Raw genomic sequence first — 24317 nt, 5'->3', positions numbered from 1 at the left:
TTACCCAACAATTTAATGATATGGATGCTTTTATAAACTTTATTTCAAATATATCATGGTGGTTATGGATCATCATTGTACTTGCTATAGTTGCCATTAGAGACGTTTTTCAGAAGAAACACACAATAAGTCATAACTTTCCGGTGATAGGTCATATAAGGTATTTACTTGAAAGTATTGGCCCTGAACTTCGTCAATATCTTGTTGCAAATAACCGAGAAGAACTCCCTTTTAACCGCATAGAACGTGGCTGGGTTTATGCGTCTTCAAAGAACGAAAACAATTATGAAGGATTTGGTACCGATCGAGACATTTATGCGCATCAGCATATATTTGTAAATAATGCCATGTTTCCGTTTAGAATTAATGACGACCATCCAAACACTATAGATAAATCTTTTTTACCATGCGCCAAAGTGATGGGCGAATTTAATCAGCGAAAGCGTCCTTACAGACCAGCATCTGTCATTAATGTTTCGGCCATGAGTTTTGGTTCGCTTTCAGCAAAAGCCATAGAATCGCTAAACAAAGGCGTAAAACTTGCTGATGCTTACCACAATACAGGTGAAGGCGGCTTATCACCATACCATAGTAATGGTGGCGATGTGGTATTTCACTTCGGAACAGGTTACTTTGGTGTTCGTGCTGCAGATGGTGGTTTTTCTATGGAAAAAATGAAAAAATTAGTCGAAGACAATCCGTTTATTCGCGCCATAGAAGTCAAACTTTCACAAGGTGCAAAACCCGGAAAAGGCGGTGTCCTTCCAGGCGCTAAAATCACTCATGAAATTGCAAATATAAGAGGTGTAGAAGTTGGAAAAACCGTATTATCACCTCCAAATCACAAAGCCTTTTCTACAGTTCCTGAAATGGTAGATTTCATAGAAGCCATTGCTAATGAAACAGGATTACCTGTAGGCATCAAAGCAGCTATTGGGAAATTAGATCAGTGGGAGGAATTGGCTAATATCATGCTAAAAACTGGTAAAGGTCCAGACTTTATTACCGTTGATGGTGGCGAAGGTGGTACAGGTGCAGCACCTCCAAGCTTTGCTGACCATGTGTCTTTGCCTTGGGTTTATGGTTTTGGCGATCTATACAAATTATTCAAAAACAAAGGTCTGTGTGAACGTATTGTATTTATTGGAAGCGGGAAACTTGGTTTTCCTGCGAAAGCTGCAATGGCGTTTGCTATGGGTGCCGATTGCATTAATGTCGCTCGTGAAGCCATGATGAGTATTGGATGTATTCAGGCGCAAATTTGTCACACAAATCGTTGTCCGAGTGGTGTAGCAACACAAAGCAAATGGTTACAACGCGGTATTGATGTACCGCTAAAATCAGAACGCTTAGCACAATACTTTAAAACTTTTAGAAAAGAGTTTGTTGAAATCACCCATGCAGCAGGATACGAACATCCTTGCCAGTTTACGATGGATGATATAGATGTTAATGTTGATGATCATAACCTATCTAAGGAATTATCAAACACCTATCAGTATCATAAAACAAAAGTTCCGTTTACCTCTATGCAGGATTTAAAAGATTGCATACATTTAGGCGGAAATTCATCAAACAAATAATACAAATTAAAAACTAATTAAGTTAATAAATCAAACGTAAAACCCACTATGGAACAACAGTTAGTTAATCTATTAATGTTTATAATTCCGGCTCTAATCACAGGAGCTGTTGCCTATTTATTTTTTAGAGAGCATGTCGAAAATGAAAGCAGACGTCGCGACTTTTTAATCCAAAAGGATTTGCAAAAAGAGAGTCTACCCATGCGTCTTCAGGCTTACGAACGCATCTCCTTATTTCTAGAAAGAACAAAGCCTTCCAGATTACTGCTTAGAGTTAATCCAACCTCCTCAAATAAAGAAGATTACGAATCATTACTTATAGCAAATATTGAACAGGAATTTGATCATAATTTATCACAGCAAATCTACGTTACAGACCAATGTTGGAGCATTACATCGACAGCAAAAAACGCCACAATTCAAATGATTAGGAAAGTTGCGCAATCTGAAAAAATAGACTCTGCTGATAAGCTTCGTGAAACGATTATAACCGATATGATCGATAAAAGAGCGCCGAGTGACGCAGCACTATCATTTATTAAAGAAGAAGTTTCAAATATTTGGTAATTTTACTCTGAAGCCGTTTCGTTATCGTGCTTGTTTTTTGCATACTCATAACCTTGAGCCCACCACTTAACCATTAGTTTTTTGCTAAAAATTAATGAATTTTCAGTTAAACTTGTTGGCGTGTAATACAAATTAAGCTTAACACCTCGGTTTTTTGCAGCGAGTTTTCCGATAACAATATCATTCTTCTCTACCTGATCAAGAAGATGCCCAAATAAATTCAGCATCAAAGAAAAGGGGTTTTTACCCAACACTTTTGAACGCTCCATTTGTTCAGACTCTAAAACAATAGCATCGACTTCTGTAGCGCCTCTTAAAATTGCTTCCCGTATAGGAATCACACAACCCAAGCCACCATCGGCATATTCATAACCGTTAACCTTAGCTAAAGACATAAAAGGAATATAATTGCACGAAATCCAAATCCAGTTACAAAACTCCTCATAACTATACTCTTTTATCGACTTATACTCTACTCGATTCATCGATAAATTAGAAACCGTCACTACAACATCTTCTTTAGATTCTAGAATTTTATTATATTCTTCCCTGGTGAAATTGCGTCTGATATTACGCTTCAAAGCCTTACTCTCACCAAAGGTGCGCTTCATCCTAATAAACTGCCACAACGAATTAACAAAATCGATAGACACATATTCGCGATCGCCTTTCTTTCGCTGTACAAAGGGACTAATACTAAAAACATCATGCTGCTGAACATTCGTAAATATATCATACAATTTACCAATATCATTGACCGACAAATGTGGCACCAGCAAGCTTCCGGTTGATGTTCCTAAAAACATATCGTAGTCGCGACCCAATCCCTCCATAAGATACTGCGCTACACCGCCTGCAAATGCACCTTTACTGCCACCACCTGATATCACTAATGCTCTCACGTTATTTTTCTTTTAACTTATTGATTATATTTTTATATGTAGCATTCTGTTCTAGTTCTGAAATCAAATTTTTTGCATATTTAGAAAACCTCCAGTTGTGATGCGTTTGAGCCTCCAAAAGACTTTCTATGGATTTAACCTCAAATCCGCCAAGTAATTTTAAATAATTAAATGCATTCATACGCAACTCAAAATGCTGTCCAGGCAAACTATAACCAATCACTTCCTGTAAAACCTCCTGCTTTTTTTCGGGCTGAAATTCTAAAGTATTTAAATGTAAGGCCAACCAAAGCAATCTCACATTATAATCGTTAAAACCCTTAATATCTTTGGTTTTCTGCAAGTATCTTACTCTTTCTTGAGGAAAATTTACCCATAAATTATACAGAGCTGCTTCGATAGTGTTATACGACTTATCATTTAAAAGTGTTTCATAATCAGACTTCAATTCTACAGGAATCTCATCAACATATCGCGCGATAGCTTGCCTGACTTTTAAACCATTCTGAAAGGCATCCGCTTTGATTTTATCAGATATCTGACTGATCACTTTTACTTTTGCTTTATCAGAAATATAAGACGAGAGATAGGTTTCGCATTTGGAAGAATACGCCTCACAATCGACCATAAAATATTCCTGCATGAATGAAGATTGTTTCAGACTTTTCACCATTGCATCTTCAGGTAACGCCTTGCTCACCAGCCATTCATTAACAAATTCGGTCAGATCCAAACCGCTCGCCTGCTCTACTTCAGCAATAAAATCTGTGGTCTCCACATTGGCAAACTGATGTTTTTCGAGATAGGCTTTAACCGCCGATTTAAAAGCCGTATCACCAACTTTTTCTCTTAATATATGCAAAGCCCAAGCTCCCTTTTTATAAAATGTAGTACTACTTGATTTTGGATTCAATAACGATGTGCTTTGCCCTGCCGCATCTTGAGCAATTAATTCCTGAGCGTTTTCAAATAGCTGCCAATAATAATGATCGTCTCCAAAAATAGCGCGTTCAGCCAACAACGCATAATAGGTTGCAAAACCTTCCTGAAGCCAATGATGCTCACCAGATGTAGCTGTCACCAAATCTCCAAACCATTGATGCGCCAATTCATGCGCATTAACCGTAATGTAATTTCTATCGTTATATGCGGTAGAATCGACCACAAAACTGTCTGAAAAAATCGTAAGACTCGTATTTTCCATTCCTGAATACAAAAAGTCTTTCACAGGAACCTGTTTATAATTCTGCCAAGGATAGGAAACCCCTATTTCTTCTTCCAGAAAATCAAACATTTGCTTTGTATAACGGTAGGTCGGCTCAACTTTTAAAGAATCTTCAGGATAATAGTAGTATTCAAGAGGAATTCCGCTTTTAGAAACCTCCGTTTTTTTATCATAATTACCTATTGCAAGCGCCACCAAATAACTAGACATAGGCTTTTGCATATTGTAATGCCAAGTGGTATATGTATCACCGATTTCTTTATCAACCAGCTTACCATTCGCTAAAACTTCGTAACCATTTTTATAAGAAATAGATATATCAAATTCAATTTTATCATTGACATCATCGATGCTTGGCAACCAATTACTGGTATATTTTCCTTGACCTTGGGTCCAGATTTGATCATCAATAAAGTATAGCGCTTTTTTAGGGTATAAAAAATAAATCAATTTAAATTCGTAGATAGAATCCCTAACCAATTCATTAGTATAATTAAAAACCAAGCGGTTACCATTAAGATTGTCACGTAATTTAAAATTACTATCGTGTAATTCATAATGATCAATATTATCCCTCACATCTAAGTATATCGAATCCGTTTCCTTCAGGATTTTAAACTTATAATCTACAGAAGCACTCACTCTTTTCGTCTCAAAATCAAAACGAACATCAGCCTTTACAGATAAAAAATCCACATAATCTGTTTGCTGCGCTGTTATAGATCCGCAAAAAATCAGAATAAAAAAAAGCTGAAACAATCGATTCATGTGTAGGTTTTAACAAAGATGAGACCAAAATACAATTTTTACCAACAAAGAAGAAAGATACACCGCTTTGAGATTTAAATTTTACTTATAATTAATTAAATTCGCCTAATGAGTGTTAATCTTCAAACTCCTATCGATTATCTAAAAGGTGTTGGTCCCAATCGCGCAGATTTACTGCGAAGCGAACTGGGAATTCACAGCTATCAGGATTTGATTAACCTTTTTCCAAACCGCTATTTAGATCGCACCAAATATTACAAAATCAATGAATTACAAAGACATAACGCTGAAGTTCAAATTATTGGAAAACTCACAGGATTTAGAGAAATCGCTCAAAAACGAGGCAAACGGTTAATTGGTAAATTTCAAGACGACACCGGAACCATAGAACTGGTTTGGTTTCGTGGTCAAAAATGGATCCGAGACAGCATCAAACTCAACACACCTTATGTTATCTTCGGAAAAATCAACTGGTTTAATGGCGTTTTCAACATGCCACATCCCGAGTTAGAACTTTTAAACGAACACGAAAAGAACCTCCGTTCTTCCATGCAAGCGGTATATCCGTCTACTGAAAAATTAGCCAATAAGGGCATCAGTAATCGCGTGCTAAGCAAAATTATGCAGAATCTGTTCCTGGAAACCAAAGGACGCTTTTCTGAAACACTCCCAGACCACCTTATTTCTGAACTCAAATTGCTACCCAAAAGTGACGCACTTTTTAACATCCATTTTCCGAAAAATCAAACCCTTTTATCAGGTGCAGAATTCAGACTAAAATTTGAAGAATTATTCTACATCCAATTGCAGTTAATTTTAAAAAATCTCATTCATAAATCTAAAATAAAAGGATTTCCTTTTGAGTTGGTTGGTGATTATTTTAACAGCTTCTACAAAACACATTTGCCTTTCAATTTAACCAATGCTCAAAAGCGGGTGATTAAAGAAATTAGACACGATTTAGGAAGCAACGCACAAATGAATCGCTTATTACAAGGCGATGTAGGTTCCGGAAAAACAATAGTAGCCTTCATGTCAATGCTCATGGCACTTGACAACGGTTTTCAGGCTTGCTTAATGGCTCCGACTGAAATTTTGTCAGTTCAACACTATCAAGGTTTATATGAATTATCTAAAAAACTGAATATCAGCATAAAACTACTTACTGGTTCAACTAACACTTCAGAAAGAAAAAAAATTCACGAATCTTTAGAAAATGGCGAATTACAACTCTTAATTGGCACTCATGCCCTACTTGAAGATAAGGTGAAATTTAAAAATTTAGGACTCGCTATTATTGACGAGCAACATCGATTTGGCGTTGCACAACGTTCTAAATTATGGAAAAAAAACACCTCACCTCCTCATATTTTAGTGATGACTGCAACACCAATTCCGAGAACTTTAGCCATGTCGGTTTATGGTGATTTAGACATCTCAATTATAGATGAATTACCACCAGGAAGGCAAGCTATAAAAACGGTTCATCGTTATGATAAAAACCGACTTAAAGTGCTGCGGTTTATGCGTGATGAAATTGAGAAAGGCAGACAGATTTATATTGTGTATCCGCTCATTCAAGAAAGTTCGGCTTTAGACTATAAAGATTTAATGGATGGCTACGAAAGCATTGTAAGGGAGTTTCCACAACCTAAATATCAAATCTCCATTGTTCATGGCAAAATGAAACCTGCAGATAAAGATTATGAGATGCAGCGATTTGTAAAAGGTGAAACTCAAATCATGGTCGCCACAACCGTAATTGAAGTCGGTGTTAACGTGCCAAATGCTTCTGTAATGATCATTGAAAGCGCCGAACGTTTTGGCTTAGCCCAATTGCACCAACTTAGAGGTCGTGTTGGTCGAGGTGCCGAACAAAGCTACTGTATTTTAATGACCGGACACAAACTGAGTCAAGACAGTAAAACCAGGCTGGAGACGATGACACGGACAAGTGACGGATTTGAAATTGCTGAAGTCGATTTAAAACTTCGCGGTCCCGGCGATATCATGGGCACCCAACAAAGCGGTGTTTTAAATCTAAAAATCGCTAACATCATTAAAGATAAAGACATCTTACAAAGCGCTCGTTTTTATGCTAAAAAAATATTAACCAACGATCCTTCGCTTGCCTTACCAGAACACAAAGTTATTTTAAAGACCTATCGTGAACTGAGCAAATACAAAAACATATGGAATTATATATCATAAAAAAACTCAACCTCTTTGATTAAGGTTGAGTTTAAAATATCATTTAGATATTTTTGATTGTTAAGTTGATTGATGAAATTTTTATAATGCTCCTAGCTCTTTTAAATGTTTTTCTGAATTTGCCTTAACGTTTGGTGGCGGATTCATAGAAAGTGATTTTTTGAAATTTTTGATCGCCTCTTTTTTATTCCCCATAGTTTTATAAGCCTCACCCAAACTATCATAAACATTAGGATTTGTAGGATCTAATTCTACGGCTCTCTTAAAATAAGTCAGCGCTCTATCATAATCTTTAATACCTAACATTTGATAACCTAATGCATTTAACTGATTGGCATTAGCTAAATTAGACGCCTCATCCATAATGGCTTCAAACTCGTCTGTTTTTCCTAATTTATTTAGAAGCTGTGCTTTAATAGCTAAATTATTGAATGTTTTCTGACTAAAAAACTGACCTGCAATCGCTTTATCCACCCATTCTAATGCTTCATTTGCATCACCTCCATTAGCCAAAGCATAATTAGCAGCCTGCTCCCAATTTTGACGTTGAAATCCTGCTTGCCCCTTTGAATTTCGTCTCCAGTCACTTAAAACAATATCTGTAACATCAAAAGTTACCGTAAAAGGAAACGCCTTTTCTCCCCAAGCTAATGAAGCAACTGCAGAATTATTCCCGACTTCATTAAACTCAAACGTAAGCAATTCGTGATGTGGTACTTTTGTTGTTTTAATATCTGCTCGTAAAGCATCTTTAGATTTATCATAAAAAAAGCTTCCCCAAGCCTCTGCATCTTCAGAAAGAATTAAAGTAGCCGTTTGGTCAGGTTTTACTTCATAATGCAAACCGTAAGTTCCTGCTTTAATAGGCTTTCCTTCAACTAAAGCATCGTGAGAAAAGGTAATTGTTGTGTTTTCATTTGCACCAGCACGCCAAGGAGCAGCAGTCGCAGTACCGAAACCTAAATTGTTCATTCCATAAGGCACCAGTTTCCCCCAAATTTCTCGTCCTTTAACACTTGGTCTGGAATAAGTAATTGAAACATCAGATACGCCTACACGTTGTGATATGGTAGCTAACTGACTTCCACGTGGTGTGTTTAATTGTGCAAATGCGTCTACACTAATAAATAGCAGTGCACATAAAAATAGTTGAGTAATTGTTTTGACTTTCATGATTTTGATTGTATTAGTTAAAATTCAAGTTTAAGGTATAAACAAATCGAAACCCTCTGTGTTACAGACTTGTTAAAGAACTCAGCATTAATGTTAATTAACATTTTTTTGCGAAAATTATATCAGTATATTTACTCCGTACACGAACAGAAAAACATGCTACATCTCAAATTAGAAACCGATCCTCGTTGGGCAACTATTGCCGAAGAACATATTGAAGAAATCCTCACAGATCATGCTTGGTGTGAACAAAAGGCCGCCACGAATGCCATTACTATCATTACTCATAATCCGCAATATGAAGACATGGTCACCGAGTTGCTTGAATTAGCCAAAGAAGAATTAGAGCATTTTCAAATGGTTCACAATATTATTAAAAAAAGAGGCTACAAACTCGGAAGAGAGCGCAAAGACCATTATGTAAACGAGTTGTACAAGTTTATGAATAAAGGTGGTAACCGAGTTCAAAGTATGGTTGACCGCTTACTATTTTCGGCTATGATAGAAGCCAGGAGCTGTGAACGTTTTAAACTTTTATCAGAACGCATTAAAGACAAAGAACTTTCTAAATTTTATTACGATTTAATGGTTAGCGAAGCAGGTCATTACACAACATTCATAACGTTCGCCAGAAAATACGGTCAAGACATTGATGTTGATCAACGCTGGAAAGCGCTAGTTGAATTTGAAGGTGAACTTATTAAAAGCTACGGAACATCTGAAACCATTCACGGTTAATTTCCAATCGATACGACACCCTTGATTTTCTATTAAAAAACACTTTTGAAGGCAAATTTCATGTAGATGTTTTTTATCATAAAAATAACATTTCAAATACTCAAAATGATTAGCTTTGTAGCATGAAAACTATGCTCACAACATTTTTAACTTTTGTATTTGCTAGCTGCTTTTTTACAGCTTACCCAAGCAATACGATTAGCTTAAATGAGACCTCGCATTTTGAAGTCTCTAAGCATACTATTGAGCATTCATCTGTGAAACCAACTAGTTATCTTCACACAAACGATTCGTTTGAGAGAATAGCTTCACATGTACAGCACATTGTAACACCTGTATATGCTAAAGAACTTAATGATGCAGATATCAAATCTTATATCAATAAGCATCAAACCTTAATAAAACGCAACAAATACAAGCAATACTCAAGACAACTGTTTTTGAGTTTTTTAAGTACTGATATTATATTTCCTTTTCATACATTCTGGTAATCTTACTTCCTTATTAACTGTCATTTAATGACAAAAACTACCCAAGCATTGTAATTACACAATGCCAGAATAAGAATACTATAATTTTAAAATTTTAAAAAATGAATTTAGGAATAACAATAACATCAGCCGTATTGTTGTTACTCGTTGTGGCTCCTGTCGCACTAATACAACAACAGCAAAAGAAAAAAGAAAAAAACCTTTTAAAAGCTTTAAAAACATTAACCAACCAGCATCACGCTACACTTTCTGAATATGATGTTTTTAGAAATTTCGCCATAGGAATGGATTCTGAAACGAAGCGCTTGTTCTTTTACAAAAAAGACAACTCTAACATTATTGCTCAACATTTTGATCTTAATGAATTTACCAGTTGTGGCATTTTAAAATCAAAAAAGGCCAGTCCTCAAAACAAGTCTGAACAAATCGCAAAACTGCAATTAATTTTAAATCCAAAACATCATTCAAAAGCCCATGAGGCTATTGAAATTTACAATCAGGAAAGCGATTTTCAACTCGATGGCGAATTAGACGTCCTACACAAATGGGAACGCCTTATTCAAAATAGTTTGAAATAATTTTTCTGTATTTTATCATATTAAGCCTTGATATACTATATTAAGGCTTAATTGATTTTTAGACTTTTTTATGATAGAACTTATTACCTCAATATTTTTTTTAATTGCTGTTATAGATCCCTTAGGCTCGGTTCCTGTATACTTAGAAGCAACAAAGCAATTTGACAAAAAACATAAAGTAAAAATTGCTATTCGCGCTTCAGTAATCGCCTTTTTTATTTTGTTATTTTTTATACTTATCGGACAATTAATTCTAGAAGGTATGGAAGTTTCTCTCGATGCTTTTCAAATTTCGGGAGGTGTCATTTTATTTCTATTTGCTTTAACAATGATTTTTGGAGACGGAAAACCTGAAAACGAAAAACACTCCATAAAAGACTATAAACACGTTACTATATTTCCAGTCGCCATTCCGTCGATAGCCTCACCAGGAGCGATTATGGCTGTAGTGTTAATGACCGACAATCATATTTACTCCATACAACAACAAATCATAACTACTTTATTAGTATTGTTCGTGATCACCATAACTTGCCTTCTATTACTTGCGGCTAATTTTGTTCAGAAAAAAATTGGAGATTACGGGATTACAGTCATTAGTAAAGTCATGGGACTAATACTGGCATCTTATGCTATTCAAAGTATTTTAACTGGTGTAAAAGACTTTTTTTTCACCTAAGTCTTATAGTTTACTCAGCTAAAAGTGCATCTATAAACTCTTGAAATTCTCTTTTAAATGCTATGAATTTTTCTCCTGTTGCCGGACCGTTAAATCCGGTATGAATTTTACGCACTTTCCCTGTTTTATCAATAAATATAGATGTTGGATACGACAACACGTGATTTAACATAGGTAATTTCTTTTGCGCTTCAACTTTACTGGACGTACCATATTGAGCTAATAAAATTGGATATTTTATCCCTACATCATTTTGCAATCGCTTGATACTTTCAAAGGCTTTGGCTTCCGTTTTTGCATATTCAAAGGCTAAAGCCACAAATGCTATATCTTTATCTGAATTATGATTATAAAATTCAGAATAGTATTTACTTTCATCCAAACAATTAGGACACCAGGTTCCCATAATTTGAACCACCACCACTTTGTTTTTAAACTGTGCATCAGACAGTGACACTGGATTACCATGAGCATCTGGAAAAGTAAATTCTAAACTATCATATCCTTCATTTAAAAAAGTTAATTCGTTGGCATCAGGCAATTCGTAGTGTTCATTTCGTTGAGCTACAAATGGTTCTTTCCAATGATTTCCTGAGTAAAACATGCCATTCATAGTGCTATCGGTCACTTCCGCAGTAAACAAAAAAGCATGTGCGCCATCAAACGTTGATAATTTCATGGTACTGCCATCCATAACACCTTCCAGATAACGATAATCACCTGTTGTGGTTCTAAAAGTCCCTGTCACTTTGGTTCCCTTTTGCTCAAAAATTCCTTTAGCAATATAAGTATCACCTTCAGCATCCGGACTAAAAACAGTCTCCCAATTGCCAGCTACATTTGCTTTAGCTGTTTCTGAATTGACATCAAAACGGGTTTTAGTACCAAATTCCGCAGAAAAAGGAACCACACGATCTAAACTTTCTTTAATAAAATGGCCTTGCAAAGCACCATCTTTTACTGCTGCTTTGATATAACCTTCAAAAACAGGCGCTTTAATCACTATTGAATCATTAGAATAATTAATATCTGTTACCATGATAACTTCATCGGCGTTGAAAATTTTAAGTGCATCACGAGAGGTCACTTCAAAATTAAACGGTAATACGTCTTGTTCTGTAAGTTGTAATTCTGCTCTCCAAACCCCTTCTTTCAGGGCTTCAGGACGATTCATATTACAGCTAAACAGCATCCCTAAAACTAATATTACAAACAGTTTTCGCATCATAATTTTCCTATTTAAATAAATGTAGTCCCGACAAAGATATAATTCTTACAAACAAGGTCTGCACTTTGTTTCATAATAACTCATTTTGTGGAAATTTTATACTTCCGAAGAAAAATAAAAGATTCCCTGAATTTTTATGCAAATGCACAGCTTGAAATTATTAGTATTATTATCTTTGTCAATTGACAAAACAAGACGATGAAAATATCATATAACTGGTTAAAACAATTTTTAAAAACCGATTGGCCTGCAGAAAAAACAGGCGAATTATTAACCGATTTAGGATTAGAAATTGAAGGCATTGAAACTTACCAATCTGTAAAAGGAGGTCTAGAAGGCATAGTTGTTGGCGAAGTCCTAACCTGTGCTCAGCATCCAAATGCAGACCGATTAAAAGTTACGACAGTCGATATAGGTTCTGGCGATCCGTTGCAAATTGTTTGTGGCGCTCCTAATGTTGCTGCCGGACAAAAAGTTCCTGTAGCCACTATAGGCACTACATTATATACAGAAACTGGCGAAGCTTGGAAAATCAAAAAAGGAAAAATTAGAGGTGAAGAAAGCCACGGAATGATTTGTGCCGAAGACGAACTTGGTCTTGGAAAATCTCATGATGGTATTCTAGTTTTAGACAAGAATCTTAAAGCAGGAACGCCTGCTGCAACGATATTTGACATTGAAAATGATCAGGTTTTTGAAATCGGTCTTACACCAAACCGAGCAGATGCCATGAGCCATTATGGTGTTGCGCGCGATTTAAAAGCGGGTTTATTACAAAAAGACATCAACACGGAGTTGATTACACCTTCGGTTAGTTCATTTCATGTGGATAGCCGACCATTAAAAATTGATATCGATGTTAAAAATTACGACTTAGCACCTCGATATTGTGGTGTGACTATTAGCGGACTCAAAGTTGAAGCATCTCCTGCTTGGTTGCAACACCGACTTAAAGCTATTGGTTTAGCGCCTATCAACAACATAGTCGATATTACCAATTATGTATTGCATGAGCTAGGTCAGCCGTTACACGCCTTTGATGCTGCTAAAATCTCTGAAAACAAGGTTATTGTTAAAACACTTACTAAAGGCACAAAGTTCACGACTCTTGATGGTGTTGAACGTGAATTACATGCCGAAGATTTGATGATTTGCGATGGCGAAAAGCCGATGTGTATCGCTGGTGTTTTTGGAGGCATTCATTCTGGTGTTTCTGAAGGCACAACAAGCATCTTTTTAGAAAGTGCGTATTTCAATCCGGTGAGTATCAGAAAAACAGCCAAACGTCACGGACTCAATACTGATGCGTCTTTTAGGTTTGAAAGAGGTATTGATCCAAATATTACAGACTATGCGCTTAAACGTGCAGCTCTTATGATTCTTGATATAGCTGGTGGTGAAATCTCAAGTGATGTAATGGATTTTTATCCGAAAAAAATAGAAGATTTTCAAGTCCGTTTAAGTTTCGACAATGCCAGAAAACTTATTGGAGAAGAAATTCCGAAAGAAACCATTAAAAGTATTTTAACATCTTTAGACATTAAAGTTAATAACGTAACTGAAGCTGGACTAGGGCTTACCGTTCCTGCTTATAGAAACGATGTACAACGTGAAGCTGATGTGATTGAAGAAGTGTTACGTGTTTATGGTTACAATAATATTAATACCACTGAAAAGTTAAACGCTTCTATTTCTAATACCTCAAAATTTGAAGATTACAGACTTCAAAATGTGATAGGAAATCAGTTAGCGTCTCAAGGTTTTTACGAGATATTATCCAATTCGTTAACCACACCAAAATATATTGAATTAAGCGAGCAATTAAAAGAAGAACACAATGTAGTGATGTTAAATCCGCTTAGCAACGACTTAAGTGTGATGCGCCAAAGCTTATTGTTTTCTGGTTTAGAAGCTGTGAGCTATAATATTAATAGAAAACGTGATAGTCTCAAATTATATGAATTTGGAAAAACCTATCACAGCTTTAATGAGCAACGTGAAGAATATAAGCATTTATCGGTTTTAATTACTGGAAACAAAAGTTCGCAACGCTGGAATACACAAGTACAACAAAGTGATTTCTTTTATTTAAAAGGAATTGTTAATGCAACCTTAAAACGTTTAGGCTTATCGAGATATAAGGTCTCTCCTATTAAAAATGATGTTTTTAGTGAAGGTATCAGCTTGTCTTTAGGAAAAACTAAACTAGTAGATTTTGGTATCGTGAGTAAAAAGATTCTGAAACACTTTGGGATTTCACAAGAAGTTTTGTTTGCTGATTTCAATTGGGATAATGTTTTAGATATGGCAAAGCACAATGACATTAAGTTTAAAGGCATTCCTAAATACCCAGAAGTTCGTCGTGACTTTGCACTATTGTTAGACGAAGCTATCAAGTTTGAAGATATCGATAAAATAGCCATGCAAACCGAAAAGCAATTGCTAAAAGATGTAGACTTATTTGATGTGTATCAAGGAAAAAACCTTCCTAAAGGCAAAAAGAGTTATGCGGTTAGTTTTACTATTCAGGACGAGCACAAAACATTAACCGATAAACAAATCGATAAAATAATGACTAAGCTTCAAGCTAATTTTGAAAAACAGCTTGGTGCCGAACTAAGATAAATACGATTGATTTTTAGAGTTTTAATTTTACCTTTCATTTTTTTATGTACTGCAACACCTTTGATTGCTCAAAGTCTGGATGCCAGTACAAATCAAGATTCGTTATCAATATGGTCCTTATTAAAGCACGATTCTAAATACACTGTTAAGAGCGTTGCTCACTCCTTATCACGACCTGTACAATGGAAAGGTGACGATTTTGGAAAATTAGGAATTTTAATCGCAGGAACCGCAACTCTAAGTTTAATAGACGAACCAATTCGTGACTTTTCACAAAACAACAGAGAAGATTTCCCTAAAATATTACGAGATTTTGGCTGGTATTTTGGGAGTCCACAAAACTATTTCATGGCCAATGCTGGCTTGTATACCTTTGGTTTACTCACAAAAAATGAAAAGGTTAGAAAAACGAGTGTACTCATCATCTCATCCTCAATAACAACAGGATTAATTCAATCGATTAGCAAATCGGCAATAGGTAGAGCACGTCCAGGATCAGGCTTTGATAATTATACATTTAATCCGTTTTCTGGCGAAGCTACATACCGTTCATTTCCGTCTGGACATACAGTGTTATCTATCACTATGGCTCATGCAGTTGCTAAACAATTTGAGAATCCGTGGGTAAAAGCAGGCATTTATACTGTAGGTGCTATTCCACCTATTTCAAGATTGATTGACGATGCGCATTGGCTCACCGATATTACATTCAGTGCTGCCTTAAGTATTATCGTTGTAGATTGTATTGACAATTATCTCAATGCTGAAAAAGCTTATGAGTATCCGAAGAAAAAGAAACAGATTTCCTGGAATTTAAGATTTAGTCCGAATCAAATAGGCATTGTAGGCACCTTTTAATTATCTGTACTCTGGATTTTCAAAACGCCATCGCTTGCCGTTATCCCATTCTTTTCTAGAATTCCCCAATGCAGGATACCCTTTATTATCTTTCAGCATTTGCGCTAAATGCATGAGATTATAAGTCATAAATGTCGTATTTCTATTAGTAAAGTCGTTCGCTTTAGCATTAGACGCTTCATCTAAATAGCTTGGTCCAGGTCCAACCTCACCTATCCAGCCACAATCGGCTTGAGGCGGAATGGAATACCCAACATGTTGCAGAGCATATAGAATGCCCATAGCACAGTGTTTAACACCATCTTCATTACCAGTAATAATACAGCCGCCCACTTTTCCATAAAACAAATACTGTCCTTTGTCATTTTGCTTTCCGCTCATGGCGTACAAACGTTCAATCAACTGAGTCGCTACAGAAGACCGTTCGCCTAACCAGATGGGCGTTCCTACAACTAAAATATCGGCTTCAAATATACGTTTGAACAGATCTGGCCATTCATCAGACTCATAGCCATATTCGGTCATATCAGGATAAACTCCAAAAGCGACCTCATGGTCAACAAGTCGTAGCTCATCAACAGCAACCCCTTCTTTTTTCATAATATTGATTGATACATCCATCAAGCCTTTGGTATGACTTTGGCGAGGTGATTTTTTTAATGTACAGTTTACAAATACTGCTTTTAATTCTGAAAAATGTGAATGACTCATAGCTTTAAAGATTTAATGTCAATAATGTAAGCATTACTGTTTCTTTTATCAAAATTCATCTGTTAAACTATTGCAAAATAATATCTCGACCTTGCCTTTAAGACTCAAATAATCCTTAATTTTAACATTCATAAAAATTAAAAAAACATGGCAACAGTTACATTAGGTGGAGACACAGTACATACATCAGGAACATTACCTTCAATAGGAACTTCTGCTCCAGATTTTAAACTTACAGCAACCGATTTATCCATAAAATCGTTTAATGATTATGCAGGACATAACCTGGTTTTAAACGTATTTCCAAGCGTAGACACAGGAACCTGCGCTCAGTCTATAAGAGAATTCAACAAAGCAGCCAGCAATTTAGACAATACTAAAGTCCTTTGTATTTCGAGAGACTTACCCTTTGCAATGGCTCGTTTTTGTGGTGCGGAAGGTTTAGATAATGTTATTAGTTTATCTGATTTTAGAGATGGTAACTTCGGAAAATCATACGGATTAGATTTTACAGATGGTGCTTTTGAAGCCTTATTATCCAGATGTGTAATTATCATCAATGCTGAAGGCAAAGTCGTTTACACGGAACAAGTCCCTGAAATTGCTGATGAGCCTAATTACAAAGCAGCGTTAGATGCTTTGAATTAATATTAAGCAATTACAAAGCAGCTTTAAAAGCTTTGAATTAGTAAAAGTGTCGTTATTTTTATAGTTAATGTCAAAAAAAGAATCGTTTTTAGTCAACAGACTTAAAAGTATAGGTTATGCTTTTAAAGGTGCTGTGTATTTAATCAAAACCGAAGCGAGTATAAAAATTCAAGTGTTTTGTGCTATTGCTGTGACTATTGCTGGGTTTTATTTTAACATTTCTACGACCGAATGGCTCTTTCAAATTGCTTTTATAGGTTTGGTGATGAGCTTAGAAGGCATCAACACCGCCATTGAATACATTTCAGATTTTGTGCATCCAGACAGACATGAAGCTATTGGTAAAATAAAAGATATTGCCGCTGGCGCTGTTTTTATTGCAGCAATTTCGGCTGCTATAGCTGCTTTGGTTATCTATATTCCTAAACTATTATAGCGCCTTATACAATTTCTTATATTAATTGGGCTTTAAATACTTTTACACTAGGATAAACGTTAGTAATTTGTATTTTTGTTTTGTTGTGCAAACGACATATTGCTGAATGCATTTCAGTAGCAGAATTTTAAACTAATTAAGATTTCCGTAGTCGCGGAAAGTGAACATGGCGAAGAAAAAAACTAAGACTAAAAGCAAAGCTAAAGCCACGCCTAAATTTAAAAAACCGAGTTTTAAACTATCCAGTCAACAAAAACTGATATTTGGTAGTTTACTGATTATTATTGGTGTTTTAATGTTTATCGCGTTCTTATCTTTTTTCTTTACAGGTAAAGCAGACCAAAGTACCTTATCTGAAATGGCATCTCGAGAAGTTGAAGCCCAAAACTGGCTTAATAAGGTTGGTGCTTGGGTAAGTAATCTTTTTATTAATAAAGGCTTTGGAGTCGCTTCGTTTATATTTTCAGGGTTAATTTTTCTTTCTGGAATTTACATCACATTAGATATTAACAAGGCACGTTTACGTCGTCACTGGATTTGGGGCACGTTGATTGTCATTTGGCTATCGGTGTTTTTTGGATTTTTCGCTCATAAGTACGATACACTAGGCGGCGTTATAGGGTTTGAAATGAATTCGTTTTTTCAGGATTATATTGGTAAAATAGGAACCGTTCTTTTATTAGTATTTGTCCTTATCTCCTATCTCGCTATTAGATTTGGCATCAACGGAGAGACCTTTGTAAAACTCTTTAAAAGAGCAAAACGCGATATTAAAACAGAAATACAAACATCTGACAACGATCAGGTTTTTTCTGTTGATAACGATTTATCTGCTGAAGCTGAAGACATCAAATCGGCTTTTGAGCTTCATGTTGAGGATTCTAAAGAGGACACAACTTCTAAGCCTGAACCAATTATTAAAAAACCATTAGAACCCGAACTTAAAACAACGCCTTCCGAAGCCCATAAAAAAGAAACAGATTTAGATATAGAAATAGAAACTGTTGAAGAGGAAGTTTCAGAAGTGGATAATCTATCTGATAAGCTGGTTGAAGATTTCGGACAATTTGATCCGACATTAGAATTGAGCAAGTTTCAGTTTCCGCCTTTAGACTTATTAAAAAAATACGACACCGAAGGCATTACTATTAATCAAGAGGAACTTGAAGAAAATAAAAACCGAATTGTAGAAACACTTAACAACTACAAAATTGGTATTGCAAGTATTAAAGCCACGATTGGTCCAACGGTAACCTTATATGAAATTGTACCAGAAGCAGGCGTTCGTATTTCTAAAATTAAAAACTTAGAAGACGATATTGCTTTATCCCTTTCGGCATTAGGGATTCGTATCATTGCGCCAATTCCTGGAAAAGGCACCATTGGTATTGAAGTGCCTAATAAAAATTCGACGATAGTTTCGATGCGTTCAGTCATTGCCTCGCAGAGATTTCAAAAATCTGAAATGGAACTTCCTATTGCCTTTGGTAAAACCATTAGCAATGAAACTTTTGTGGTCGATTTAGCAAAAATGCCGCACATGCTTATGGCTGGTGCAACAGGTCAAGGTAAATCGGTTGGTTTAAATGCGGTCCTCACTTCTTTACTGTACAAAAAACATCCAGCCGAAGTTAAATTTGTACTCGTTGATCCTAAAAAGGTAGAATTAACCTTATTTAATAAAATTGAACGTCATTACTTGGCAAAATTACCAGATAGTGAAGACGCGATTATAACCGATAATACCAAAGTTATCAATACGTTAAATTCACTTTGTATTGAAATGGATAACCGTTACGAAATGCTTAAAAACGCATTATGTCGTAACCTTAAAGAATACAACGCTAAATTTAAAGCTCGAAAATTAAATCCGAATGACGGCCATCAATTCTTACCTTATATTGTTTTGGTTGTTGATGAGTTTGCCGATTTAATTATGACTGCTGGAAAAGAAGTCGAAACTCCTATTGCTCGTTTAGCGCAACTGGCACGTGCTATTGGTATTCATTTAATTATCGCTACGCAGCGTCCGTCGGTGAATGTCATCACAGGTATAATTAAAGCCAATTTCCCGGCTCGTATTGCGTTTAGAGTAACTTCTAAAATTGATTCGCGTACCATTTTAGATGGTTCAGGAGCAGATCAATTAATTGGTCGTGGAGACATGTTATACACTCAAGGTAATGATATCACGCGTATTCAGTGTGCCTTTGTTGACACGCCTGAAGTTGAAAAAATCACGGAATTTATTGGCGGACAAAAAGCATATCCTGAAGCTTATTTACTTCCGGAGTATGTAGGTGAAGAAAGTGGCACAAGTCTTGATAATAATATAGAAGATAGAGATAAGTTGTTTCGAGAAGCTGCCGAAATTATTGTCACCGCACAACAAGGATCGGCCTCTCTATTACAACGTAAATTAAAATTAGGCTACAACAGAGCTGGTCGTTTAATAGACCAATTAGAAGCCGCCGGAATTGTTGGTGGTTTTGAAGGTAGTAAAGCGCGACAAGTTTTAGTACCCGATTTAGTTGCTCTGGATGAATTATTAGCTAACGAAATTTAATCATAACATTACTATAAGTACAAAAACATAAATAGTCATGAAACACATTATCATAGTATTAGCATTTTTAATTGGAAGTATAGGGTTTTCTCAAGATTCGAAAAAAGCGGAAGCCTTACTCAATGAGGTCTATAATAAAGCAAGTGCCTATCAAAATATTGCGGTTGATTTTAAATATGTACTCGAAAACACAAGTGAGAATATTAAACAAGAAACTCGTGGAGATGTGGTCATGCAAGGCGATAAATACGTGCTTAACATTTTAGGAGTGACGCAATTATTTGATGGCAAAAAACTTCACACCATTAACCCTGAAGACGAAGAAGTCACAATTTCGGCAGATAATAGTGATGATGAAAATTCAATCACACCTAGTAAAATGATGTCTTTTTATAAAGAAGGCTACACCTATGCTATGGATATTATTCAGGATGTTAAAGGGCGTAAAATTCAGTTTGTAAAATTAAAACCTATTGATACCAATTCTGAAATTAAAGAAGTTCTTTTAGGAATTGATGCCAAAACAAAACACATTTACAGATTAATTCAAATTGGTAAAAACGGAACCAAGACGATATTAACTGTTAATTCTTTTAAAACTAACGAGCCCATTTCGAAAACCTTATTTACTTTTGACAAATCAAAATATAAAGGTTATTATATCAATAATCTAGATTAAGGTTAACCGTCCTTTTTATGAAAATATTAGATAGGTATATACTAACGACCTACCTAAAAACATTTATGAGCGTGTTTTTGATACTCATGTTCATTTTTGTTTTACAGGCCATCTGGTTATATATTGGCGATTTAGCTGGAAAGGATCTGGACACTTTTGTTATTATAAAGCTCTTACTTTTTATTACGCCTACACTTATCCCCTTAATTTTACCATTGACCATTTTGCTGGTTTCTATTATGGTATTCGGGCAATTTGCCGAAAATTATGAATTTGCCGCTATGAAATCTACAGGAATTTCATTGCAACGGGCTATGAAAAGTTTAAGTGTTTTTATTGTTTTATTAGGCATTATTACATTTTTCTTTTCTAACAATGTCATTCCAAGAGCCAATTTTAATGTCTATAATCTAAGAAAAAACATCGCTAAAGTAAAACCGGCTTTAGCCATTTCTAAAGGACAATTTAACGAAATTGGTGATTACAATATTAAAGTCGAAGATAAAACTGGTGAAAACGGGCAGTATTTAGAAAAGGTTGTGATTCATAAAAAAGCCCAGCAAGGTGCAAAAAACCGAACCGTTATTGTTTCTGAAAGCGGTGAACTAAAAAGCAGCGAAAACTCCAATATTCTTCAATTAGTATTATATAATGGGAATTACTATGAAGAAATTTTCAGTAAAAAAGCAAAACAAGCACAAAAGAAACCACATGCTAAAAGCTATTTTGAAGAATATACAATTAACGTCGATTTAGAAGGTCTTAATGATGTCGATTTAGATGATCAGAGCTACGAAAACAGGTACAACATGCTTAATGTTAACCAGCTAAACAAAGCCATTGACAGTTTGTATCAGAAAAAAACTAACACCTTAAAAGATTTTTCGACCACTTTATACAACCGAACCAGTGTTGCGACTTTAAACAACAATATTTCACCTAAAAAAGACTCGATTTATAAAGGCGGTCAAATCATCGATTTATTCAAGGATCGAACCAAGGTACAATTACTCAACTTAGCCGGAAACACGATTAACAGTACCAAACAAATTATAACAACCAACAAGCAAAATTTCACTGCTAATACCAAATGGCGCAACAAACATGTACAAGCGCTTCACGAAAAATATGTACTCGGGATTGCCTGTATTATTCTGTTTTTTGTTGGTGCGCCTCTTGGAGCTTTAATTAGAAAAGGTGGTATTGGTTTGCCTTTAGTGATTGCTATTTTACTCTTTTTAACCTATCACTTTATTGGGTTATTTGCAAAGAACAGTTCGTTAGATGATTCTTTAAATCCGGTATTAGCAACCTGGCTGTCTACTTTAATAATGCTTCCGCTAAGTATCTATTTAACGCGAAGAGCTACCAAAGACAGGCCTTTATTTGAATCTGAAGGCCTCCTGGAACCTTTAAAACAATTCTTCGGAATTAAAAGTAAAACTCTTACTTATAATACAAATCAATTACCTGTTGATTCGGAAGCGTATATGACGCTAAATTCTTATGATAACACAAAACTTATTGATGTCTTAAAGCATTACAGAAAGTACGACTACGGCATTGAATATAAAAACTCATCGTTAGCCATTTTAAATTCCAGAGGCATCACACAACAAGAGCTAAAGTTTGGTGGAAACCTCATTGATTATGGTTATGAAGAAGCCTTACGATTAAAGTATTCCTACGAAGGTAATTCTAAACTAGCCTTTATTCTTTACCTGATTACACTAGTACTAATTTTACCAGGTGCCATCTTAAAAAACAATGGATTTCCAACAATAGGTCAAGTACTATTTGTATCAGGAATTATTATAGGTGTATTATACTTATTTGCACTTATCAAGTCGTTTATTGACCATTCAAATCTTTATAAACAGCTAGAGAAAAAGAATATTTCTAATGCCGTTGTATTTCTATTAATTGGCCTACCGCTTTACATCTTATTCTACTTTTATCAGAAGCAAAGAATAAAAGAAGATTTAAAAGTAAATTCAATTAAAGACATTCAAGAAACGCCTACACAAACAGGAGAAAACACAAAAACACAAGAAGTTTCAATTAACCATTCTAAACTTAATTCCTATAAGACTTATGCTAATTTCGCTTTAATTTTTTATGGAATTGGCGTGCTTTTATTTGTCCTCTATTTTGTATTTAAAAACAATAAACTACCTGCGGCAGCCTCAGCCTCTATTGAACTATCTGCGGTTTCCGGATTTATATTTTTAATCTATACTGTTGTCTCTAGCCTACATTTCAAGTCTTGCTTTGCCGCTTCAGAACAGCGTCACAAACCCAAGTTTATGCTATGGACTATTATAAGCTTTGTCCTCTACCCTGTGGTTTACATTTTTAGACGAAATAAAATCGCCGCACACCTTTCAGCATAGAAAAAATAAGCCATATCTTTGCATTTTTAAACGCACATTCTAATGACTACCAATACTGCACAGCATAAATCACAGACACAATTAAACACGATTGAAGAAGCCATTCAAGATATCAAACTCGGAAAGGTGATTATAGTTGTCGATGATGAAAACCGAGAAAATGAAGGTGATTTTCTTGCAGCTTCAAGTAAAATAACTCCCGAAACTATCAATTTTATGGCTATGCATGGTCGCGGTTTGATTTGTGCACCATTAACCGAAAGCAGATGTAAAGAGTTAGATTTACACATGATGGTGAATAATAATACTGACCCGATGGAAACAGCATTCACGGTTTCGGTAGATTTAAGAGGAAATGGTGTGACAACAGGAATTTCGGCAGCAGATAGAGCTAAAACAATTGAAGCACTTATCGACCCAAATACCAAACCATTTGAATTGGCGCGTCCCGGACATATTTTTCCGCTTGTTGCTAAAGATGGTGGTGTTTTACGACGCACAGGACATACCGAAGCAGCTATTGATTTTGCGCGACTTGCCGGATTAGAACCCGCAGGAGTTATTGTTGAAATCATGAATGAAGATGGCAGCATGGCAAGGTTACCAGAACTTATGAAGGTGGCTAAAAAGTTTGACCTTAAAATTGTATCTATTGAAGATTTGGTCGCTTACCGAATGGAACACGATTCGTTAATTGATAAAAAAGAAGACTTTGATATCGAAACACGATTTGGAAAATTCAGACTGCGTGCTTATCAACAAACCACAAATAATCAAATTCATATTGCGCTCACTAAAGGCACATGGACTACCAACGAACATGTACTTACCAGAGTAAATGCCACATTGGTTAACAACGACATCTTAGGAACGTTAACTAATAATGCCGATGAAAAATTAGACGATATGTTTAAGGTTATTAATGCTGAAGGAAAAGGTGCGATTGTTTTTATCAATCAGCAAGCGCAATCTATGAATTTACTGAAGCGTTTGTCTATATTAAAAGCCAATCAAGTTGACGGACAAATTGCTAAAGCGCCTCGTATTGAAATGGATTCAAAAGATTTTGGTATTGGTGCTCAAATTTTACACGATTTAAACATTCATAAGCTTAAATTAATTTCGAACAGCCAACAAACCAAGCGTGTTGGTATGATTGGTTACGGATTGGAAATTGTAGAATATGTTAATTATTAACAAATTCCTATTCGTTTCAGCAAATTGATTTCAGCTTTAAATTTATATCTCTCAAAGAAGC

General features: G+C 35.5%; 20 protein-coding genes. 15 read left to right on the top strand and 5 right to left on the bottom strand.

What is annotated here, in order from left to right:
- Positions 1–20: 20 nt before the first annotated feature.
- Together N4270_RS06830 and N4270_RS06825 are read left to right on the top strand one after the other, a co-directional pair.
- The gene (locus tag N4270_RS06830) at positions 21–1583 is read left to right on the top strand and encodes an FMN-binding glutamate synthase family protein (protein WP_260096253.1); all 1563 of its coding nucleotides are present in this window, start codon (positions 21–23) and stop codon (positions 1581–1583) included.
- Between the two features lie 48 nt (positions 1584–1631).
- Positions 1632–2150, top strand: a complete 519-nt coding sequence (locus N4270_RS06825) for a hypothetical protein (RefSeq protein ID WP_260096252.1) — start codon at positions 1632–1634, stop codon at positions 2148–2150.
- Between the two features lie 2 nt (positions 2151–2152).
- On the opposite strand, the gene N4270_RS06820 is transcribed toward N4270_RS06825, so the two are convergent.
- Complete coding sequence (locus tag N4270_RS06820) at positions 2153–3052, bottom strand: patatin family protein (RefSeq protein WP_260096251.1); 900 nt, start codon at positions 3050–3052, stop codon at positions 2153–2155.
- A 1-nt stretch (position 3053) separates the two neighbouring features.
- A complete protein-coding gene (locus N4270_RS06815) occupies positions 3054–5045 on the bottom strand; it encodes a M1 family metallopeptidase (protein ID WP_260096250.1) in 1992 nt (663 codons plus the stop codon).
- A 108-nt stretch (positions 5046–5153) separates the two neighbouring features.
- Between N4270_RS06815 and recG the strand changes: the two genes are divergently transcribed.
- Complete coding sequence (recG, locus tag N4270_RS06810) at positions 5154–7256, top strand: ATP-dependent DNA helicase RecG (RefSeq protein ID WP_260096248.1); 2103 nt, start codon at positions 5154–5156, stop codon at positions 7254–7256.
- 81 nt (positions 7257–7337) lie between these two features.
- Here the strand turns inward: recG and N4270_RS06805 are convergent, their stop codons facing one another.
- Positions 7338–8429, bottom strand: a complete 1092-nt coding sequence (locus N4270_RS06805) for a DUF2911 domain-containing protein (protein WP_260096246.1) — start codon at positions 8427–8429, stop codon at positions 7338–7340.
- A gap of 156 nt (positions 8430–8585) precedes the next feature.
- On the opposite strand from N4270_RS06805, the gene N4270_RS06800 reads away from it, so the two are divergent.
- The 4 genes from N4270_RS06800 (at position 8586) to N4270_RS06785 (ending at position 10915) form a co-directional block, all read left to right on the top strand.
- A complete protein-coding gene (locus N4270_RS06800; protein WP_260096244.1) occupies positions 8586–9167 on the top strand; it encodes a tRNA-(ms[2]io[6]A)-hydroxylase in 582 nt (193 codons plus the stop codon).
- A 131-nt stretch (positions 9168–9298) separates the two neighbouring features.
- Positions 9299–9658, top strand: a complete 360-nt coding sequence (locus N4270_RS06795; protein ID WP_260096242.1) for a hypothetical protein — start codon at positions 9299–9301, stop codon at positions 9656–9658.
- Between the two features lie 101 nt (positions 9659–9759).
- Positions 9760–10236, top strand: a complete 477-nt coding sequence (locus N4270_RS06790) for a hypothetical protein (RefSeq protein ID WP_260096240.1) — start codon at positions 9760–9762, stop codon at positions 10234–10236.
- Between the two features lie 70 nt (positions 10237–10306).
- Positions 10307–10915 carry a MarC family protein gene (locus N4270_RS06785; protein WP_260096238.1) on the top strand — a complete coding sequence of 203 codons (609 nt, stop codon included), beginning with the start codon at positions 10307–10309 and terminating at the stop codon, positions 10913–10915.
- A gap of 10 nt (positions 10916–10925) precedes the next feature.
- On the opposite strand, the gene N4270_RS06780 is transcribed toward N4270_RS06785, so the two are convergent.
- Positions 10926–12140, bottom strand: a complete 1215-nt coding sequence (locus tag N4270_RS06780) for a peroxiredoxin (RefSeq protein WP_260096691.1) — start codon at positions 12138–12140, stop codon at positions 10926–10928.
- Between the two features lie 201 nt (positions 12141–12341).
- Here N4270_RS06780 and pheT point away from each other — a divergent pair, with 201 nt between their 5' ends.
- Together pheT and N4270_RS06770 are read left to right on the top strand one after the other, a co-directional pair.
- Positions 12342–14768, top strand: coding sequence for a phenylalanine--tRNA ligase subunit beta (gene pheT / locus N4270_RS06775; protein WP_260096237.1), 2427 nt, complete (start codon positions 12342–12344; stop codon positions 14766–14768).
- Positions 14769–14774: 6 nt separating this feature from the next.
- Positions 14775–15626, top strand: coding sequence for a phosphatase PAP2 family protein (locus N4270_RS06770; protein ID WP_260096235.1), 852 nt, complete (start codon positions 14775–14777; stop codon positions 15624–15626).
- Here the strand turns inward: N4270_RS06770 and N4270_RS06765 are convergent, their stop codons facing one another.
- Complete coding sequence (locus N4270_RS06765; RefSeq protein ID WP_260096233.1) at positions 15627–16337, bottom strand: flavodoxin family protein; 711 nt, start codon at positions 16335–16337, stop codon at positions 15627–15629. It lies immediately after the preceding gene.
- A gap of 147 nt (positions 16338–16484) precedes the next feature.
- On the opposite strand from N4270_RS06765, the gene tpx reads away from it, so the two are divergent.
- From tpx to ribB, 6 genes are all read left to right on the top strand, one after another.
- The gene (gene tpx, locus N4270_RS06760) at positions 16485–16985 is read left to right on the top strand and encodes a thiol peroxidase (protein ID WP_260096230.1); all 501 of its coding nucleotides are present in this window, start codon (positions 16485–16487) and stop codon (positions 16983–16985) included.
- A gap of 67 nt (positions 16986–17052) precedes the next feature.
- The gene (locus N4270_RS06755; RefSeq protein WP_260096228.1) at positions 17053–17421 is read left to right on the top strand and encodes a diacylglycerol kinase; all 369 of its coding nucleotides are present in this window, start codon (positions 17053–17055) and stop codon (positions 17419–17421) included.
- A 166-nt stretch (positions 17422–17587) separates the two neighbouring features.
- The gene (locus N4270_RS06750) at positions 17588–19987 is read left to right on the top strand and encodes a DNA translocase FtsK (RefSeq protein WP_260096226.1); all 2400 of its coding nucleotides are present in this window, start codon (positions 17588–17590) and stop codon (positions 19985–19987) included.
- Positions 19988–20024: 37 nt separating this feature from the next.
- Positions 20025–20666 carry an outer membrane lipoprotein carrier protein LolA gene (locus N4270_RS06745; protein ID WP_260096225.1) on the top strand — a complete coding sequence of 214 codons (642 nt, stop codon included), beginning with the start codon at positions 20025–20027 and terminating at the stop codon, positions 20664–20666.
- Positions 20667–20683: 17 nt separating this feature from the next.
- Entirely contained in the window at positions 20684–23059 is a 2376-nt protein-coding gene (locus tag N4270_RS06740; RefSeq protein ID WP_260096222.1) for an LptF/LptG family permease, read from the top strand.
- Positions 23060–23101: 42 nt separating this feature from the next.
- Positions 23102–24256 carry a 3,4-dihydroxy-2-butanone-4-phosphate synthase gene (ribB, locus tag N4270_RS06735; protein WP_260096220.1) on the top strand — a complete coding sequence of 385 codons (1155 nt, stop codon included), beginning with the start codon at positions 23102–23104 and terminating at the stop codon, positions 24254–24256.
- Positions 24257–24317: the final 61 nt, after the last annotated feature.

Origin of the sequence: Psychroserpens sp. SPM9 (assembly GCF_025153525.1) — a bacterium.
Classification (GTDB): Bacteria; Bacteroidota; Bacteroidia; order Flavobacteriales; family Flavobacteriaceae; genus Psychroserpens.
The sequence above is the reverse complement of the archived record's forward strand: the minus strand, read 5'-3'. Positions and strand labels throughout refer to the sequence as shown.